At 58.3% G+C, this 19,901-nt stretch carries 14 protein-coding genes; 7 read left to right on the forward strand and 7 right to left on the reverse strand.

All coding sequences use genetic code 11. The annotated features are described in order from the left end of the window. Positions 1-42: 42 nt before the first annotated feature. On the forward strand, positions 43-1,737 hold the full coding sequence (locus ACR3EH_RS18355; RefSeq protein WP_171187759.1) for a thiamine pyrophosphate-binding protein: 1,695 nt from the start codon (positions 43-45) through the stop codon (positions 1,735-1,737). Here ACR3EH_RS18355 and ACR3EH_RS18360 read toward each other — a convergent pair. Next, entirely contained in the window at positions 1,698-2,618 is a 921-nt protein-coding gene (locus ACR3EH_RS18360; RefSeq protein ID WP_171187757.1) for a LysR family transcriptional regulator, read from the reverse strand. The two genes, ACR3EH_RS18355 and ACR3EH_RS18360, sit on opposite strands and share 40 nt — an antisense overlap. 97 nt (positions 2,619-2,715) lie before the next feature. On the opposite strand from ACR3EH_RS18360, the gene ACR3EH_RS18365 reads away from it, so the two are divergent. The 6 genes from ACR3EH_RS18365 to ACR3EH_RS18390 all read left to right on the forward strand — a co-directional run bounded on the left by ACR3EH_RS18365 (position 2,716) and on the right by ACR3EH_RS18390 (position 8,994). Continuing rightward, positions 2,716-3,849, forward strand: coding sequence for an enolase C-terminal domain-like protein (locus ACR3EH_RS18365; RefSeq protein WP_171187755.1), 1,134 nt, complete (start codon positions 2,716-2,718; stop codon positions 3,847-3,849). Then, the gene (locus ACR3EH_RS18370) at positions 3,846-5,096 is read left to right on the forward strand and encodes an NAD(P)/FAD-dependent oxidoreductase (protein WP_171187753.1); all 1,251 of its coding nucleotides are present in this window, start codon (positions 3,846-3,848) and stop codon (positions 5,094-5,096) included. The genes ACR3EH_RS18365 and ACR3EH_RS18370 overlap by 4 nt, the downstream gene beginning before the upstream one ends. 52 nt (positions 5,097-5,148) lie before the next feature. Then, positions 5,149-6,126, forward strand: coding sequence for a TRAP transporter substrate-binding protein (locus ACR3EH_RS18375; protein WP_171095086.1), 978 nt, complete (start codon positions 5,149-5,151; stop codon positions 6,124-6,126). Positions 6,127-6,194: 68 nt separating this feature from the next. Beyond that, a complete protein-coding gene (locus ACR3EH_RS18380; protein WP_171187751.1) occupies positions 6,195-6,728 on the forward strand; it encodes a TRAP transporter small permease in 534 nt (177 codons plus the stop codon). Between the two features lie 3 nt (positions 6,729-6,731). Then, positions 6,732-8,045: a TRAP transporter large permease gene (locus ACR3EH_RS18385; protein ID WP_171095090.1), complete on the forward strand. Its 1,314-nt coding sequence runs from the start codon at positions 6,732-6,734 to the stop codon at positions 8,043-8,045. Positions 8,046-8,052: 7 nt separating this feature from the next. After that, on the forward strand, positions 8,053-8,994 hold the full coding sequence (locus ACR3EH_RS18390; RefSeq protein ID WP_171187749.1) for a hypothetical protein: 942 nt from the start codon (positions 8,053-8,055) through the stop codon (positions 8,992-8,994). A gap of 188 nt (positions 8,995-9,182) precedes the next feature. On the opposite strand, the gene ACR3EH_RS18395 is transcribed toward ACR3EH_RS18390, so the two are convergent. From ACR3EH_RS18395 to ACR3EH_RS18420, 6 genes are read right to left on the reverse strand one after another with little or no spacing between them, the layout of a single operon-like run. Continuing rightward, positions 9,183-10,853 carry a thiamine pyrophosphate-binding protein gene (locus tag ACR3EH_RS18395; RefSeq protein WP_171676303.1) on the reverse strand — a complete coding sequence of 557 codons (1,671 nt, stop codon included), beginning with the start codon at positions 10,851-10,853 and terminating at the stop codon, positions 9,183-9,185. A 2-nt stretch (positions 10,854-10,855) separates the two neighbouring features. After that, positions 10,856-12,223: an amidase gene (locus ACR3EH_RS18400; RefSeq protein WP_171187744.1), complete on the reverse strand. Its 1,368-nt coding sequence runs from the start codon at positions 12,221-12,223 to the stop codon at positions 10,856-10,858. 3 nt (positions 12,224-12,226) lie between these two features. After that, positions 12,227-14,638 carry a GcvT family protein gene (locus tag ACR3EH_RS18405; protein WP_171648097.1) on the reverse strand — a complete coding sequence of 804 codons (2,412 nt, stop codon included), beginning with the start codon at positions 14,636-14,638 and terminating at the stop codon, positions 12,227-12,229. After that, a complete protein-coding gene (locus ACR3EH_RS18410; RefSeq protein WP_171187740.1) occupies positions 14,635-17,034 on the reverse strand; it encodes a GcvT family protein in 2,400 nt (799 codons plus the stop codon). The genes ACR3EH_RS18405 and ACR3EH_RS18410 overlap by 4 nt, the downstream gene beginning before the upstream one ends. Next, positions 17,031-18,323 (reverse strand): aspartate aminotransferase family protein, encoded by a 1,293-nt coding sequence (locus ACR3EH_RS18415; protein ID WP_171187738.1) that lies wholly within the window; start codon positions 18,321-18,323, stop codon positions 17,031-17,033. The genes ACR3EH_RS18410 and ACR3EH_RS18415 overlap by 4 nt, the downstream gene beginning before the upstream one ends. Beyond that, positions 18,320-19,864, reverse strand: a complete 1,545-nt coding sequence (locus tag ACR3EH_RS18420) for a trimethylamine methyltransferase family protein (RefSeq protein WP_171187736.1) — start codon at positions 19,862-19,864, stop codon at positions 18,320-18,322. The genes ACR3EH_RS18415 and ACR3EH_RS18420 overlap by 4 nt, the downstream gene beginning before the upstream one ends. Positions 19,865-19,901 lie beyond the last annotated feature (37 nt).

The following is a 19,901-nucleotide window of genomic DNA, read 5'->3' on the forward strand; positions in this document are numbered from 1 at the left end:
TACAGTTCTGCGTACAGATAGGAATCGAGAGGCTCGCAGATCATGACAGGGACGAATTATCTGACCGGAGCAGAGGCTATGGTGCGTATGCTCGAGGCACATGGCGTGAAGCACATGTTCGGTCTGTGCGGCGATACCACCTTGCCATTCTATGACGCTCTGGCCCGCATGGATCACGGTATTCAGCACATTTTGACACGGGATGAACGGCACGCAGCCTATATGGCGGATGGTTACGCGCGTGTGACAGGAAAACCCGGTGTCTGCGAAGGTCCCTCGGGCGGTGGCGCAACTTACATTCTGCCCGGCGTTGTCGAAGCCAATGAAAGTTCCGTTCCGATTCTGGCGATTACCTCGGACGTCGCGACAACCAGCCGGGGCAAGTACCCGTTGACCGAGCTGGATCAGCCCGCCCTGTTCAAGCCGTTGGCCAAGTGGAACACCTCGCTGGACGACGCCGCGCGGCTTCCGGCCATGGTGCGGGCAGCCTTCCGGGCAATGACTACGGGCACGCCGGGCGCCACGCATCTGGCTTTGCCCTTCGACACGCAAAAAGCGCAGGTGGATGAGGCCGAAATCTGGGCGGATGACAGGCATCGCAGCTATCCTGCCGAACGCGCTGCCCCGGACATGGATGCGATCGAAGCCGCGGCGGATATTCTGGCGCGAGCCAAATCCGCTGTTGCGGTCTGTGGCGGGGGGCCAGTTCTGTCAGGTGCAACCGACGCACTGCGACAGGTCGCAAATTTGTTGGACATGCCCGTTGCCACAACCGTTTCCGGCCAAGGTTCCATCGCCGAAACCGACCCTCTGGCTTTGGGCGTTGTCGGGTCTAACGGAGGTGTGCCCGCGACACGTTCTGTCGTGGATCAGGCGGATGTTGTTCTGTTCATAGGCTGCCGCGCCGGCTCGGTCACAACCGAACGGTGGAGAAGCCCAGGGCGCGATACCACGATCATTCACATCGACAGCGATCCCATGGTGATTGGCGCAAACTACCAGACCGAAGTGGCAATCTGCGCAGATGCCCGACTGGCGCTGGAGGCTCTGGCACGCGCACTAGAAGATCGGCAGGATCTAAACGCACAAGGCGGGGCGGATAAAGCCCGTGCCGCGTGGGATGCCAAGCTGGCCGCTTTCGCGCCACTGGCCGCAAGTCGTGAAATGCCGCTCCGACCCGAAGCTGTCATGGCTGCGTTGATGGATATTCTGGATGACGACGCAATTGTTGTGGCGGATCCAGGCACCCCCTGCCCCTATTTCAGCGCGCATTATCGCTGGCGGACATCGGGACGGCAGTTCATCACTAACCGGGCGCATGGCGCTCTGGGCTATTCATTAGGTGCGGCGATGGGGGCACATGTCGGGCGTCCGTCGGTCAAGACCCTGGCCGTCATGGGCGATGGCTCGTTCGGCTTCACATGTGGTGAGTTCGAAACGATGGTACGTCACAAAATGCCCATCACATCGATTGTCTTCTCAAATGCGGTCTTCGGCTGGATCAAAGCGGGTCAGGATGCGGGCTTTGGTCAAAGATTCTACAACGTTGACTTCAACCGCACAGATCATGCCGCAGTGGCGTCAGCCTTTGGTGTGAAATCATGGACGGTCAAAGACCCCGAAGACCTGCCAAAAATCCTGAAGCAGGCCATCACACATGACGGTCCCACACTGGTCGACATCCATTCGCAACAGCTTCACAACGCGGCTGCGCCAGTATCCGAATGGGTAGCGTAAGAGGCGATTGACGGGATCAGCTGATCCAGAAACTCCTGAGCGATCCTGGATAAGGGGCGACCTTTGGCTGTGATGATTGCAAGTTCCAACATGACTGCGGGTTTGAAAGGGCGGGTTTGATATCCGCTCTCTTCATCGAATGTTACGGTGAAGGGGTCGATCATCGCGACCCCCATGCCTTGCTTCACGAAGCTCAGCAGGTTTTCTGACAAGTGTGTGTGAACCTGCGTTCGCCATGTCCGCCCGGCACGTTGAAAGATGTCACGGGTTTTACGATGCGTCTGGTGTTCCGGGCCCATGACAATAAAAGGCTCATTTTCCAGAATTTCTGGCGTCAGAACGTCATGCGCTGACAAAGGACTGTCTTCCGGGAAAGTGGCCAGCGTTTCGAACTGAAACACCTGATAGTTCAGCGTGTCATGCAAAATGGGCATCTCGACGATACCGATCTCAAACAGGCCAGACGTCACCCATTCTTGAATCTTCGACGAGTATTGCGACTGAAAGCTGACGGACAGGTTCGGGCGACTTTCGGCAAACCGCGCGATCTCACGTGGCATGAAACCAAATGAAAGCAGGTGTGGCGCAGCAACCTGTAACTGACCGGGATGCTTGTTTTGCAAATCCGTTACTGCCTGCGCAACATGGTCCAACCCACGCACAACAGTGTCGACTTCGCGGTACAACAACTCGGCTTCGGGCGTAGGCAACAGACGCCCCTTGTTGCGTTCGAACAGAGGTAATCGCGCCTCGCGCTCCAGTTGCGCCAAAAGGTTGCTGATGCCGGGTTGCGAGATGCCAAGAACCGATGCTGCGCCGGTCACGGTTCCGGTTTCCATGATGGCGTGAAAGGCTTGAAGCTGACGAAAGCGCAATGACATCGGTATAGTATCATTTTTTTTGATGAACTGTCGAAGATATAGTATTTGAAATGATATGCCGGTCAAGGCAGGCTTCCGCACATCTATAGGGGGCCGAATGAGCGATCTGTCACAAAAAATCACGGGCTATGACCTATGGCACCTCAAGCTGCCAGTGACCTCGCGGCGGGATCACGGCATTGGATCTGTCGAAGGCTTTTGTGAAATTGTTATCCTGCGGCTGACATCCGAGGACGGCTCGCAAGGGTTTGGCGAAGCATCGCCCTGGTCAGTATTCACCGGCACGCCAGAGGCAACCTTTGCTGCGCTCGATCGGTATCTGCGCCCACTTGTTTTGGGCGCTAAGGTCGGAGACAGATCCGCGATCATGGCGCGCGCCGCTTATGCCGTGGCGCATTGCACCGAGGCCAAAGCCGCACTGGAAACCGCGCTGCTGGATCTTGCAGGCCAGATCAGCAACGTTCCTGTTTGGTCCTTGTTGGGCGGGAAATGCCGGGACGCAATACCGCTGAGTTGTTCCATCGCCAACCCTGATTTCTCGCAAGACGTCGACCTGTTGGCACGGTTGCAGGACGATGGTGTCCGGATTGTCAAACTCAAGACCGGGTTCAAGGATCACGCCTTTGACATCATGCGGCTGGAATACCTGGCCCAGAACTGCCCCGAGTTTTCGGTGCGCGTGGATTATAACCAAGGACTCAGTATCGAGGATGCCCCGGCACAGGTCCGCGACGTCGCCCGGTTCGATCCCGATTTCATCGAACAGCCCGTGCGCGCTCATCACTTCGGCATGATGGCCAAGCTGCGCCAAATGACAGATGTGCCTTTGCTGGCAGACGAGAGCGTTTTTGGCCCCGAAGACATAGAGCGTGCGGCACGCGAAGCGATTTGCGACGGTGTTTCCGTCAAGATCATGAAATCCGGCGGCCTGACGCGCGGTCAAACCGTTGCGCGTATTGCGGCGGCTCACGGCCTGACAGCCTATGGTGGCGACATGTTCGAGGCTGGCCTGGCCCATTTGGCCGGCACGCACATGATTGCCGCGACACCAGAAATCACTCTGGGCTGTGAGTTCTATCAGGCGTCGTATTTCCTGAAAGAGGACATATTGGAAGAACCGTTCCAGATCAGGAACGGACAGGTGTGCGTGCCGGATGGTCCTGGGCTTGGCAGCAAACCAGACTTGGACAAACTGAACCACTTCGCAGTGTCAAAGGCGGTGGCGGCGTGAGCGAGAAGAAGACCATAGCCATCATCGGGGCTGGAATTGTCGGAGTCTCCGCGGCTATCTGGCTGCAGCGCGACGGTCACGATGTGATTTTGATCGACAAGGCCGGACCGGGCGAAGGAACCTCGCATGGCAATGGCGGCGTGCTTGCGTCATGCTCTATCGTGCCTGTGACGGTTCCGGGACTGCTCGGCAAAGCGCCGAAGATGCTGTTAAGCCCCTCTCAGCCGCTGTTCCTGAAATGGGGGTACTTACCGAAGTTATTGCCATGGCTAAGGCAGTATTTAAGCCATGCAAACGCCACAGACGTGGAGCGGATCGCAGCAGCCCTGACGCCCATCGTGGGCGACAGCCTGAACGACCACAAAGCGCTGGCCGCCGGAACTGGCGCTGAGAAATGGATCGTCCCCAGCGATTATCTGTTCCTTTATGAAAACCGAGCCCATTTCGAAGGCGATGCCTTTGGTTGGGGCATTCGGCGTAAGCATGGCTTTGCGTGGGAAGAATTGGAGGGCAAGGCTTTCCACGATTACGATCCCGTGTTCAGTCAGGATATTGGGTTTGCGGCCAAGCTGTCAGACCATGGCCACATCACTGATCCGGGGCGATATGTCAAAGACCTAGCTACACATGTTGAAGCGCAAGGAGGTCGGATCATCCGAGCCAATGTCGAAGACGTCAGGCGCGAAGGCGGAAGCGTCACCGGCGTTCGCACGAGCGGTGAAACCATTGCGTGCGACACAGCTATCGTGACGGCAGGCGTCTGGTCAGGACCTTTGGCCAAGCGCCTGGGGGTTTCGGTCCCACTGGAAAGCGAACGCGGGTATCATCTTGAATTGGTGGAACCTTCTGCCATGCCGCGCAGCCCGGTCATGGTTGCATCGGGTAAGTTTGTTGCAACACCCATGGATGGGCGCATACGCTTGGCAGGCATTGTAGAGTTCGGAGGGCTGGATGCACCGCCCTCTCGCGCGCCGTTTGAATTGATGCGCAAGAATGCCCGGGCAGCTTTCCCGGGCATAACATGGAAGGAGGAAGTGGAATGGATGGGGCACAGGCCTGCCCCGGCTGACTCGATCCCGATTATTGGCGACGTGCCCGGCATCAAGGGGGCCTATATGGGCTTTGGGCACCATCACATCGGCTTGACAGGCGGGCCAAAAACCGGACGCCTTTTGGCCCAAATGATCGCGGGCAGAACCCCAAACGCGGATGTCAGCGTCTACGCGCCGTCACGCTACACAACATAAGAACAAGCTGATGAGAAACATCGGCGTTTCAAAATCCACTAGGGAGAAAACGATGAAAAAACTGACAAACCTTCTGGCAGCGACAGCTCTGACTGCAGCTGCAGCCGCACCGGCCATGGCCGAAAAATGGGACATGCCGATGGCTTATTCGGCGTCAAACTTCCACTCGGCCACAGGCGCGGAGTTCGCTAAATGCGTGACCACAGGCACTGGTGGTGAGATCGAGATCGTCACACACCCTTCCGGTTCACTGTTCAAGGGCGCCGATATCAAACGCGCAATTCAGACAGGGCAGGCCCCGATTGGTGAACGTCTTCTATCCGGCCACCAAAACGAAAACGCGCTGTTTGGCTTTGACTCGATTCCGTTCCTCGCGACCTCTTTCGACGACAGCGCCAAGCTTTGGGAGGCCGCCAAGCCATCTATTGAAAAAGTACTGGCCGAACAGAACCTGACGTTGCTTTACGCTGTACCGTGGCCGCCTCAGGGTCTGTATTTCAAGAACGAGGTAAACTCGGTCGCTGACATGAAGGGCATTAAGTTCCGCTCATACAACAATGCGACCTCGCGGTTGGCCGAGCTGACCGGGATGCTACCGGTGACGATTGAAGCGGCGGAAATCAGTCAGGCCTTTGCAACGGGTGTGGCAGATTCGATGGTGTCATCGGGATCGACCGGTTATGACCGCAAAGTCTGGGAAAGTCTGAACTATTTCTACGAAGTCGATGCGTGGTTGCCGCGTAATTACGTGATGGTCAATTCTGATGTCTGGTCTGGTGTGTCTGATGCCAACAAGAACGTCATCAAAGGCTGCGCTGAACTGGCAGAGTACGCAGGCAACTGGCGCGCCAAGGAATATACCGGGTTCACCCTGCAGGGTTTGCGGGATGGCGGTATGACTGTTGGTCCGGCCTCTGAACAGATGACCAACGAGCTGAAAGAGATCGGCGTGACCATGACCAACGAATGGCTGGAAGCTGCCGGTGACGAAGGCAAAGCCATCGTCGACGCATTCAACGCGTCTCAGTAACCTTTCGATTTGGGCGGCGGTTCACCCGGCCGCCCTTTTCGCATCCAATCAAAAACAGCGGGGACAGTATGGCGGTTTTGCGAGGGCTTCGGTCCGTACTCGACTTCATCTATCTGGCGGCAGGGGTTTTAGCGGCACTCAGCCTGATCGCCATTCTGTTGCTGATCGTCGTGCAGATGCTTGCCCGCTGGACCGGTGAAGTGTTTCCCGGAGCACCCGACTATGCCGGTTACGCGATGGCCGCAGCATCTTTTCTGGCTTTTGCCAATGCACTGAACCGGGGCAGTCATATCCGGGTTTCCATCCTTCTGAACGCCGTTCCGGATGGGGTAAGGCGTATTCTGGAGGTCTGGTGCTTCGCCATAGGCACCGCTGTCATGTGGTATTTTTGCTGGTACGCATATCGCTTTGTCTATTGGAGCTGGAAGTTCAACGACATTAGCCAAGGCCAGGACCGAACTGCCCTTTGGATCCCACAATCCGCGATGCTGTTAGGCGCGATCATTCTGGCCATTGCACTGACTGATCATTTAATCCACGTGCTTTTCAAGGGCGAACACCGCATCGTCCGCGATCTCGCCGATCAGAGCCACGGAGAGTAAATCATGGAAAACCTCTCTGTCATCATCCTCTTTCTCTTTGTTCTCTTCACTTTGCTGGGCACCGGCGTCTGGGTCGGGTTGGCCCTGATGGGCGTAGCCTGGGTCGGGATGGAACTGTTCACCACCCGCCCCGTCGGGGACGTGATGATCACCACCATCTGGTCGGCGTCGTCGTCGTGGACCCTGACCGCACTGCCCATGTTCATCTGGATGGGTGAAATCCTGTATCGAACGCGATTATCGGAAGACATGTTCAAGGGCCTGTCCCCGTGGATGGCCCCTTTGCCAGGCGGGCTGGTACACACCAATATCGTTGGTTGCACGGTTTTTGCGGCTGTCTCGGGCTCGTCAGCGGCCACGCTTACAACGGTTGGCAAAATGTCGATCCCCGAACTGCGCAAGCGCAATTATCCCGAACGCATGATCATCGGAACATTGACCGGCGCGGCGACACTCGGGCTGATGATCCCGCCCTCGCTGACCCTGATCGTCTACGGTGTGACAATCAATGAATCCATCACCAAGCTGTTCTTTGCCGGGATCCTTCCCGGTCTGGTTCTGGCGGCGATGTTCATGGGATACGTGGCGATCTATTCCAAACTCGGCAAAGACTGGAGCCCCAATACCGAAGCCAAGCTGAGTTTCTCAGAAAAGATCAAGAACTCTCGCTTCCTTCTGCCTGTAATCCTTTTGATCATGGTGGTTATTGGGTCGATGTATCTGGGATATGCCACCGCGACCGAGGCCGCGGCTTTTGGGGTCATCGGCGGGCTGCTGTTGGCGGCGGGTCAGGGATCTTTGAGTTGGAAAACCTTTACCGAAAGTCTGATGGGGGCCACTCGCACCAGCGCGATGATTGCGCTCATTCTGGCGGGCGCGGCGTTCCTTTCGCTGTCCATGGGCTTTACAGGCTTGCCGCGTGGTCTGGCCGATCTGATTGCTGGCTGGGAACTGACCCGGTTCGAACTGCTCATGGTGCTGCTGGTTTTCTACATCATTCTGGGTTGTTTTCTGGACGGTATCTCTTCGGTCGTACTGACAATGGCGGTGGTCGAGCCCATGATCCGCGACGCCGGGATCGACTTGATCTGGTTCGGCATCTTCATTGTGGTCGTCGTCGAGATGGCGCAGATCACGCCTCCGATCGGGTTCAACCTGTTTGTGATGCAGGGCATGACCAACCACGAGATGAGCTATATCGCGCGGGCGGCCATTCCAATGTTCCTGATCATGGTTCTGATGGTCTTTATCCTGATCTGGTTCCCTGATCTCGCGACCTGGTTGCCTGAAAACCTGCGACAAAGCCCTGGCGGATAAGGCGGTTTTGAACCCGCTTCATCTGGCCGCGCGCCATGGACCTTATGTTCTGATCGGCGGATTGGCAGCAGGTCTTCTGTTGCCATCTCTGGCGGAACCAATGCGAGATCTGCTGGCCCCTTTGGTCGTTCTGTTGCTGTTCGTGACTGTGCTGAGGATGGACCCCAAAGCCATCGTTGGGTCATTGAGCGACCTGCCCAAAGTCGCCCTTACAGTTGTCGGATTTCAGCTGGTGACGCCGATGATCGTCATAGCATTTGGATATGCCTGTGGGTGGACCGGAACGCCAGTGCTGCTGTGCCTGCTGATCATGACGGCGGCCCCGTCTATTTCAGGCAGCCCGAATATGTGCATGATGATGGGTCACGCACCAGAACACGCGATGCGGCTGATGGTTGTCAGCACAGCTCTGCTGCCTTTGACCGCACTGCCCATTTTCCTGTTCATGCCCGCACTTGGCGATATTCAGGCGGTTTTAGAGGCTGGCTTGCGTCTTTCACTTACAATTTTAGGTGCAACCGGTGCAGCCATATTCGTACGAAAGACAGTCCTGCGCGCGCCTTCGCAATCCACTTTGCTAAGTCTTGAAGGATTGGGAACGCTTACGCTGGCTATATTTGTTATTGGCCTGATGCCGTCGGTCAGCGCAACAGCGTTGGAGGATCCGGCTTTGGCTGCATTCTGGATCGCCTTTGCCTGTCTGGCCAACTTTGGCGCACAGATTGTCATGTTTCAATTGACGCGAAGCAGGCTTCCCGCGGCGCGGGCAGCGGCAGTTTCGTTGATCGCTGGTAACCGAAACATCGCGATCTTTTTTGTAGCCCTGCCGCCCGAGGTGACTGCGCCAATCATGGCCTTCATCGGCGCCTATCAGATACCTATGTACCTCACGCCCATGATCATGCGGCGTTTTTACGGTCGCGGAACCCCTGATGGCCGTTCGACGTAAAGGCTGACCAAACGCGCAGAATCCTAGGATCGGCCCGGCGAACACCCCAATCTAATGCAAAAAGAACGATTTTGTTGAAGGTCAACACAAGTACGCGCGTCGCTTCCGGCGCAATGCCAGAACCCGTGTTAACCTTCCACGCCGGGGTATCAGCCAAGACTAACCCGCATAGATCGATCGGGGAGAGCTCAGTCTTTTTGCGGTGCCGTGAACAGGTCTTTGCGCAAGGTCATCAACGCACTTGGGTCAATTTTGGCCTGAATAACCGTTGTTTCATTCGACGCGATGGCCTTTTGCAACGCCGGGCCCATGCCACCGGGCCCATCGACCCATATACCTTTCCCACCACATAGTTCGGCAAATTTGTCAAAACGGGGCGATTGAATTTCTGAACCCAGCAAACGGCCTCCGTAAAACTCTTGCTGGTAAGCCTTTTCCGCTCCCCAAGCCTGGTTGTCCAAAACAACGATGGTGATTGGCAGATTGTGCTGAATGGCAGTCTGAATCTCGATCATTGTATAGCCGACGGCGCCATCACCCATCACAGCCACGGCAGGGCGATCTGGCGTAGCGGCCTTGGCTCCGATTGCGGCAGCGAGACCAAAGCCAACAAGACCAAAATCCAAAGGTGTGATCAGAGACATCGGTGCATAGTGGGCCAGCCGGTCTGCGGCTTGCAGGCAAGTGTTGCCCGTGTCCAGCGTTACGATGGCGTTTTCGGGCAAGGTCGCGCGGATTTCGGCCAGAGCACGGCGCGGGTGCATAGGCAAGCTGTCTAGCTCTGCCTCAGTCGCGCGCACGGCTTCGAGGTCGGACATGCCAGACCGAAACGCTTCGCGCCACGGATCGCAATCCGGGCGCGTTGCTGTATCTGTCAAAGCTTCGGCAGTCAGGCGGGCATCGCCCTGTGCCGCGATCTCGGCGGGGAAATAACGACCAACTGCTGCACCTTCGATATCGACATGGGCAATCCGGGTATCAGCCCCGACATAGTCGTTGGAATGAAAGGTCGAGTTGAACCCAAGGCGGGCTCCGAGGACCACCATGACATCCGCCTCGCGCGTCAGCCTGCTGGCGACCACATTGCCGCGTGGCCCGGCTTGCCCTGCAAACCACGGGTGGCCGTGGGGCATGACGTCGGCATGGCCGGTTGAGGCGACGACAGGAACGTCAAGCTTTTCGGCCAACGCCGTCAAAGCGTCGCGCCCGTCCCCCCATTTGAAGCCCCCACCGGCAAAGATCACCGGCCTTTCGGCCCCAGATAGCAGCTTGGCAATGGCGGCGACGTCCGACGGTGCGGCAGGGCCGGGGCGCGCGATGTTCACCCGGGTCGGCTCAAAAGCTGGTATCTCAGCGGCAAACAAGTCACGCGGGACATGCAGCACCACTGGTCCGCGTCGGCCAGTGTTGGCCAACCGGATGGCGTCTTCCAGCATCGGTGCCAGCCGCGCCGGATCTGTCACCATGACCGAACGCTTGGCAATAGGTGCAAACAACGCGACCTGATCTATTTCCTGAAACGTATCCTTGCATTGATCGGCACGGGTGATCGCTCCGGCAATCACCACAAGTGGGGAATAGGCCAGTTGCGCCTCGGCCACTGCTGTCACGATGTTGACCACGCCGGGCCCCGCTTGCGCGCCCAGAACCACACCAGGTTTGCCCGTCATCCGTGCCCAAGCATCAGCCATATGGCCCGCAGCACGTTCGTCCCGCGCTCCGACATATGCGATCTGACCGCCTTTATACATGGCATCGTAGAGTTCCAGCATCGAGCCGCCCAACAGGCCGAAAACGGTATCGATGCCGTTGGCTTTCAGAACGCGATAGACGGCTTCTCCGCCGTTGATGGTGGTCATGTTCAGTCTCCGGAAATTTGGCGTTCAATCTGGCGGGCAAAGCGCAGCAGCCGCGCGTCCGACCCTTTCGGACCGGTGATGTGAAGACCCACGGGCATACCGTCGGAGGACTGCCCCATGGGGATGGAAATCGATGGAAGCTCTAACGTCGGTGTCAGAGTCACTGTACGCCAGTCTTCGGTGATTTCCCCGTCTCGCAGGTCAGCGCTGAACGGCAATCCAGTGGCGGTGGGCCAAAGGGCAAAATCATAGTGGGCGAAGAATGTAGCAACAGAGTCCCAGACATGACGGCGTGTCGTCTGATAGGCGATCAAACCGGCAAAGCTTTGCCGTTCTCCCTGTGCGCAAGCCGTGCGATAGCTGTCTGTGGCCAGCGTCATGTCGGGATCGAGCGCCGCGCGAATTTGCAGGGCACATTGGCCCCGAATGATGTCGCCATATGCAAGCAGCGGCGCAAGGTCCGGGGCTGTGTTTTCATCGACATGCCAGCCCAAAGCGCGGAAAACATCTGCGATTGGTGCCAATGCCGCCTGAACCGATGGCTCAACACTTGACCCGAAGGGCGAAAGGCTCAACGCCACGCGGCCCGCAGTCAGCGGGGTATCAATCTCAACCGGGGCCGGGTAAGCGCCGGTGTATGCCAATGGCTGGTTGGGCGTCGGGCCTTGCATCACACTCAGCATCAAAGCGAGGTCCGAAACCGTACGCGCCATCGGGCATGGCACGGACAAACCGTCAAACGGGGCCGGGTTTGGATCCATGGGCACCAAACCCGATGTTGGCCGCATACCTACTACACCGCACCATGCAGCAGGTGTACGGGCACTGCCCCCAAGATCCGAGCCATCAGCAAGGGCAACCATGTTGGCCGCCAACGCGGCAGCCGCGCCACCAGAACTGCCCGCAACCGTCTTTTCAGGGTTCAATGGATTGCGCGTCGTGCCCGATACAAAGTTCGTGGTCTGGCCAGAAAATGTGAACTCGGGCGTGTTTGTCTTGCCAACGATCACGGCACCTGCCGCCCTCAGACGCGCGACGTGTAGCGCGTCACTGGACGGGACATGATCAGAAAAGCTTCTTGATCCATGCGTTGTGCGCAGACCGGCGGTATCAAAACAGTCTTTGATCGCGACCGGCAACCCGTGCAGTGGCCCTGCGAACTGCCCCCGCGCGGCCATCCTGTCCAGTTCATCAGCACGGGCGCTGGCAGCGTCCCAATCCAGCGTGACAAAGGCGTTCACACCGGCTGGATCGCCTTCGATACACGCGCGATAGGCTGCCAAAACCTCCGAGCTGCTCAGGGTTCCTTTACGCAGGTCTCCCGCAAGCTCGATGGCCGACTTCTGAGTGATATCTATCGGTTGCAGCAAGAGTTATTCCTCGGATCGGGGTCGCAAATTCTGCGGATCGAAGAGCGCATCTTGATGTACCGTAACCGGGATGTCACGATTTAGAATTCGAACGCTGAGGCCCGTTTGCGGGGTACCCTTGCGAACAAACAACCACCCCAGGGACTTGCCGATCGTATAGCCATACCCACCCGATGTGGTCAGGCCCACAGGCCGATCGTTCAGCAACACCGGTTCGCCACCATGAATGTCGATGTCTTCTGAGTGCAGCTCTGCATAGAATAGCTGCCATGCCGGATCTCGGCTGAGCAGCGCATTGCGGCCCAGAAAATCGCGTCCTTCGCTCACGACAAAGCGTTCGAGACCGACGTCAAGCGGGCCGACATCCGTGGTCAGATCCCCGCTGGCGCGATAAGCCTTTTCCATACGCATCCCGTTGAACGCGTAAGAACCCAGATCCGTCAAACCGTGTTTGGACCCGGCTTCGAAAAGCGCGTCGTAGATTGCACCAATCTGATCCAGCGGCGCGTGCAATTCCCAGCCCAATTCGCCGACAAACGAAACGCGTAGAGCATAGCAAGGAATTCCTGCAACGCGGATTTCCTGCCCAGATAACCAAGGGAAAGCGCGATTGGACAGATCAACGTCTGTCAGTTCAGACAGGATACGGCGGGTCGCGGGGCCTGACAGTGCCAGCATCCCCCAATCTGCCGAGCGGTTGATCATCGTCACATCCTCGCCGGGTCGGATGTGGGACTTGATCCAATCGAAATCCGGTGTGGCGCGGGCAATGGGGGAACCTGTGAAGAACCGGTCTTCGGCCATGCGCCAGATCGTGATTTCTGTCTCGAACCTTCCCTGCGCCGTCAGCAAATGGTTCAGGCTCATCCGCCCGTCTTTCGAAGGTATTCGGTTGGCCGACAGCCGGTCCAGCAAAGCGCCCGCATCCTTGCCCGAGATCTCGAACTGGGCAAAAGCGCAGAGATCAATGACACCGGCGGCATTGCGCGTTGCTTTTGCCTCGGCCGTCGCGTTTGCATGCCACGGCTGATGACCCCAGCCGATCTGTTCTGCTTCGCCTACTCCACCGAAATAGCGCGGACGCTCCCAACCGGCGACTTCTCCGAAAACTGCACCCTTGGCGGCAAGGCGGTCATACAGTGGGTGTTTTTTCAGCGGCCGAAGGCTGTGGAACTGCTTACCCGGGCAAGGCGTGTCATGGCGGCGCATGAACTCGTCCTTGGTGCGCTCGACAATGAAGTTGTCCGAGGCGAAATCTCCGTATCGGCGCGGGTCGAAACCGCGGGTGTTGATTTCGGCTTCACCATGCACCATCCAATCGGCCAGCACTTTGCCCGCGCCGCCGCCCCAGGCCAGCCCGATGGACGAGCCGCAGGACAACCAGACGTTCGGCGCACCCGATGGCCCGACCAGCATTCCGCCATCAGGTGTGTGCGTGATTGCCCCACGCACGACGCGTTTGATGCCAAGATCAGCCAGAATTGGCATTTTGTCGAAAGCCACCATCAGGAAATCGCCAATCGAGTCGTAATCGGCCTGGAACAGCTCATTCTCCGCCGCCCAAGGCGCGCCTTCGGGCATTTCCCAGACCGTTGGGCAGACATGGCCTTCGTAAATTCCGATCAAGCCGGATTTCTGCTCCTGCCGGATGTAACCGCCAAAGGCATTGTCCCGCATCACGGGCAATTCCGGACGGTCGGCGAACTGTGGTACGGTGTCCGTCACAAGATAGTGGTGAAGGCACGACACCGAGGGGATTTTCAGCCCGAACCACTCCCCCACCTGATTGGCGTAAGACCCAGCGGCAATCACCACATGTTCGGCCAGCACATCGCCTTTTTCGGTGCGCAACAGCCACATATCGCCTTTGCGGGACGCCCCGATCATCCGGTTGTGCCGTTCAATCCGGGCGCCGCGCGACCGGGTTGCAGCAGCCAGCGCCATGGTCACGCTTGAGGGGTCGATATGACCATCCTCGTAAGTGCGCACCGCAGCTTTAACGTCGTCGACTTTGTAGAAGGGATTAACCTGCGCCACCTCTTCCGGGCCGATCAGATCCATTGGCAGATCCAACAGCTTGCCCACGCCCATGATCGACTTCATCCAATCGACTTCATCGTCGGTGGTGGCAATCCGGATGCCGCCGACTTCGTGCCAACCTATGCTCTGTCCGGTTTCGGCCTCGACCCGTTTATAAGTTTCGATGGAGGTTTTGTTGATCCACCCCATCAGGCGACTGCCTACCGCATGGGCAATCTGTCCGGCCGCGTGCCAAGTGGAACCGCTGGTCAATTCGGCCTTTTCAAAAAGGATCGTGTCAGTCCAGCCATTCTCGGCCAGTTGAAACTGCGCGGCCACGCCCATGATACCGCCGCCAATGATCGCCACTTGGGTGGATTGGATCGTGTCGCTCATGCAAAAGCTACCTTTACGGGTTTGAGAGAGGCTTTGGCTGTGTAACGGGCGCACGCGATTTCGACTTCGAACCCGTCCAAAACGTCTTGGGTTTCAAGCAGGCCCAAAGGCGCGTTGATCAGGCCAAGCGCCACGGAACGACCAAACCGGTAGCTCCATGCGGCTGAGGTGATCTGCCCCACGACCTTGCCGTCAAAGTAAATGGGTTCATCATGCAGCGGGATCGCGTCAGGATCGTCGAACAGGATCGACACGATTTGCCGTTCGGGACTGTGATCGCGCAAGGCGTCTTCGCCCACAAAACCCGTGCCCATGGCGCAAAACGCACCTAGCCCGGCTTCAAGCGGCGTGGTGCCCGGTGTGAGTTCGTGACCGAATGCCCGAAAACCGCTTTCGATGCGCAAAGATCCACTTGCGTAAAGACCCGCATGGGTTGCACCTGCGGTGACCAGCGCCTCATAGGCGGCCATGGCCATGTCGGCAGGGATGTAAAGCTCAAAGCCTTCTTCCCCGGTAAAGCTCAGCCGACCTGCCCAACCTCGGGCCAAACCAATCTCGACGGGTGCAAAGCAGAACCGCTTGAGGTCCGGGACAGCCGCGTTTGTCGTGGCCTGAAGCACGTCTCGGGCCCGTGCACCAGCAAGGCCCAGAATGGCATACCCGCTGGTAACGTCCGTGAACTCCGCACGGTAATCACTTCTTGTGTCCCGCATCCGCTGCATCACACGAACGGTTTCATTGGCCCCGACGATCAGCAGAAAAGTTTCTTGCCCATGCCGCTGAACGGTCAGATCGCTTTCCACGCCGCCCTTCGCATTCAGGATCTGGGTATACGCAATGCGCCCCTCGGGCACGTCCATCTGCGCGGCACAGAGCCGGTTCAGAAAGGCACAGGCATCCGGCCCCTGCACCATGATTTTACCAAAGGCGCTTTGATCCAGAATGGCAGCGCCCGATCGGCAGGTTTCGACCTCTTGCCCGACCTGTTCGCGCCATGCAGGCGCGCCGAAGGTCAGTGGCAGATGGGCAGGTTCGCCCCCGAAATGCACGGCACGTTCCCAACCGCCCCGCGCTTCGAACCGCGCCCCGGCGGCGACGAGACCGGCATGGATTGGCGAACGACGCTGACCCCTTGCGGTCTCCATCGAACGACCGGGAAACGGGTTGTCATAGTGGCGTCCAAGAACTTCAGGAATACGGGCTTCCAACGCGCCCAGAACGTTCATTTCGGGGCTGAAGCGGCGAATGTCGGCCTCGTTCAACTCCATCGTGGGTTCTCCGGCGATGATCCATTCTGCCATGGCTTTGCCTGCCCCACCTGCCAGAGCAATTCCGGTCGAATTCATCCCTCCCATCAGGAACAGCCCCGGCACTTCGGGGCTTTCGCCCAGCATGAATTGGCTGTCGAGCGTGAAGCTTTCCGGGCCGTTCAGCAACATCCGAACCTCGGCCTTTTCCAGTGCCGGAATGCGGCGCAGTGCGTTTTCCATCATCGGCATGAAATGATCCCAATCCTCGTCCAGCAGATCGAACGAGAAATCGGCGGGCAGCCGATCCAGCGGCAGGCCTTTGGCATGGCGTTCGAACGAGCCAACAAGCAGCCCTTCGACATCGTCGCGGGCATAGAGAAACGCATCCTGATCGTTCAGCGTTGGCAGGTGCGCGCCTTTGCCAAGGGCCTGAACCTCGGGCAAGGGCTTGGTCAGAATGTAGAAATGTTCACAGGCATAAAGCGGCATGTGCGCCCCGGCCATGGCCGCGACCTCACGCGACCAAAGCCCACAGGCGATCACAACCTCGTCGGCCTCGATCACATGGTCACCGACCTCGACGCCCGATATCCGCCCGCCTATCTTTTGCAGCCCAGTCACGCGGGTATCTTCAAAGATCTGAACCCCTCGTGCCCGTGCACCCTTGGACAGCGCCAGAGCCACGTCGGAGGGGTTGACCCGTCCGTCCGACGGCGACCAAACCGCGCCGATCACGTCATCGACCTCGATCAGCGGCCACAAGTCCTTGGCACGGGACGCATCCACAACCTCGGCCTCAAGCCCAAAGGCGCGGCCAAGCGAGACCTGACGTTTGATATTCGTCAGTCGGTCCTGGTTGGTGGCCAGCGTCAGCGAGCCGGTTTGGGTCCATCCCGTGGCTTGCCCGGTTTCACGTTCCAGTTCACCATAAAGGTCGATGGAATAGTTGATCAGCTTGGTCAGTGTCGCCGACGGGCGCAAGCGCCGCACCAGACCAGCCGCATGCCACGTCGTGCCGCTGGTCAGTTTCGAGCGTTCCAAAACGACAATATCTTTCCGACCTTCGCGGGCCAAATGATAGGCAATCGAACAGCCGATGACGCCGCCACCAATGATGACGGTGCGGGCATGGGTGGGCAATGTCATGACAACACTCCGTCGCGGACCATATCCGAAATAGTGTCGCGGAAAAGTGCGACCGCCTCGTCAATCAGGCCGGGTGTATGCGGCAGGCCAGTTACGCAGGAGGTGAAAGACATGAAATCCACGCCTCGCTCTAACAACCCGTCACGCAAGCTTTTGACGACAGCGGGCGGCGTTTTTCGGATTTTTGCGGCATCCAGCCCTTCAATGGATCGTCCACCGAAATAGAGGTGGCAGGTCGAGCTGTCGCCATAAGCCAATGCCTGCACGTCCAGTTCAATGAAGGCTGCGTTGAAGCCATCCCGCAGACGCGCGGCCATTGCATCGGCATGGGCCTGAACGTCGCCGGTCGAAAGAATTTCCATCGCCTTAACCGCCCCCGCAGCCACCAAGGGGGCCGCGTTGAAAGTGCCTTTGTGTCCGACCGGAGGCGATAGCCCTTCACGAGTCTCGCCGGGGCTGAGCAAATCCATGACGTGAGCCCGACCAACAACGGCCCCGCCCGGCAGACCACCAGTGACGATCTTGGCCAATGTTGTCAGATCCGGCGTCACCCCATCTCGCGCCTGACGGCCGCCCGGCGACCAGCGTAGACCCGTGATTACCTCATCAAAAACAAGCACATGGCCCGTTCTTTCGGTCAAGGCTCGCACCCCCTGCAGAAAACCGTCCGGCAGCGGGACCGAGCCATAATTTGCGCCGGAGGCTTCGACAAAGACGGTTCCGATCTGTGGATCGCTGTCCAGCAGGTCGGCAACGGCGTCCAGATCCGGCGGGGATACCACCGTCAGGTCGGTCACGGCCTGCGGTATACCCAGACTCGGCGCTGTGTTGGTGCCGGGTTTGGCACCTTTCATCAACATGTCATGCCAGCCGTGGAAATGGCCGTCGATACGCAGCACCTTGTCACGGCCCGAGTACGCCCGACCCAGCCGCAGGGCCAGCATTGTTGACTCTGTACCAGACCCGGTGAACCGCACACGGTCGGCAGAGGGAAACAGGCGTGCCAGCCATTCGGCCCATTCAACCTCAAGCGGATGACAGTCTGCGGTGTAAGGCATCCTCTCCATCTGACGGGCCACTGCTTCAGCAATCTCAGGGTGGGCATGACCCAGAATCTGACTGGCCGCGCCTAGTTTGAAATCGATGTAACGCTTGCCGTCCACATCCCATTTCTCGGCCCCTTTGGCGCGGTCGAAATAGATCGGATACGGGGTTTTGTAACGCAACTCGTGACTGACGCCACCAGGCATAACCGCACGGGCGCGGGCGCTTAGGTTTTGACTTTTCATGAGGATCTGCCGGTTTGCTGTCGTGTCAGACGGATGTCGAAACACGTGCGCAACGCGCGGTCAACGTCGTCGGGAATGTGCTGCGGGAAGTGATTGGACAAAATCTCGCGCGCTTTTTCCCGAGCAACGTCACCGACAGGCTGAGAGCCGTCTTCCTGCCATTCCCGCGGCGTCCTCCGGTCACCGATTTCGGGATAGAAATAGTCTGATTTCATCCTGTTGAATGTATGCTGTTCACCCAAATAATGCCCCTCGCCCCGGCAAACGTCGGCGATTACGTCGGCAGCGATGTTTTCAGGCGTGGCTTCGATCCCGCGCAAAGTGCGTAGGATATTCCCCAGCATGTCATTGTCACTGACATAAGCCGCATGGCTAACGCCCAGCAAGCTGGCCTGCATCCCGGCCGCCTGGGTGACAATGTTCGAACCCGCGTGTGCAGCCATGGTGACAGCAAGCGATTTCTCGGCCCCGTATTGCGCATCCAAACACTTGGCATCGGTAATGCCCGCAATAGAGGAGGTTGGCAGGTCGAAATGCCGCCCCATCTGTGCAGCGCCCGCCATGAGGATCGCCTGCTCCCCTCCGCCGCCGCACATAGAGCCGGTGCGCAGATCCGCAACCAACGGTTTTGGTGCAAAGATCGCCTTGACCTCTGGGTCGACAAGACGGGCGAACACCAGCCCTGCCAGCGTTTCCGCAACGGCCTGAACCAATGAACCGGCAATGGTTGCCGGGCTGGTAGCACCGGCCTGTCCAGCGCTGATCAATTGAACCGGGAACCCGGCCAGAATTGCGGCTTCGAGAACTTCACACGCTTCTTCGGCAAAGCGCATGGGTGGCACGACGTGGCACACCATCACAGTCAAGAAAGGACGCGCGCGAAAGGCCTCTTCACTGCCGGCAATGGCATAACACAGCTGTGCGATCGCGGGCACATTGTCGGGCTCGGTGATCGAGATCGACACATGCTTGGACGTCCCCGCCAGACATGCATAAGCCGTGTTGAGATCCATAACCGCGTTGTCTTCGATATCCCGGGCAACCACTGAACGGCTGAAATGGTGGATATTGTCCATCTGGTCGACAATGCGGGCCGCGTCATACAGGTCAGCCAGTGTCGAGTCCCGATAGACGCCCGTGTCCAGATCAAAAACACCGGGGGCCGCGCCGCCACTGGACATGTGCGCGCGGGCCTGACTGATATCCAGATCATGTTCAGGAACTTGACCGCAAAGGCTAAAATCACGGTTTGCTTCGCTGATCGCCTGACGCACCAAAGCGCGGGGGAACTGCAAACGGTGGTCATCTGTCAATGACCCACCCGCAGCAACCACCTTTTCGATCATCGAAGGTATAGCCTGACTCAGGCCAAGCGTTTCCAGAAGGGTCAGCGCCGTTTCTTCAACCAGCGCGACCTCTTGGGGAGAAAGCGGCTTGAAACGCCCGCCACAGATACCTGGCCAAACAGGCGGGTTCGACTCGGGTTCTGTTGTTTGGGTGAGGCGCTGTTTGCGGCCACGCCTGCGCACTGTAGCGGTCATTTTACATGAGTCCAGATTACCTACTTGCCATGATTAC

Source organism: Ruegeria sp. BG7 (genome assembly GCF_056535685.1).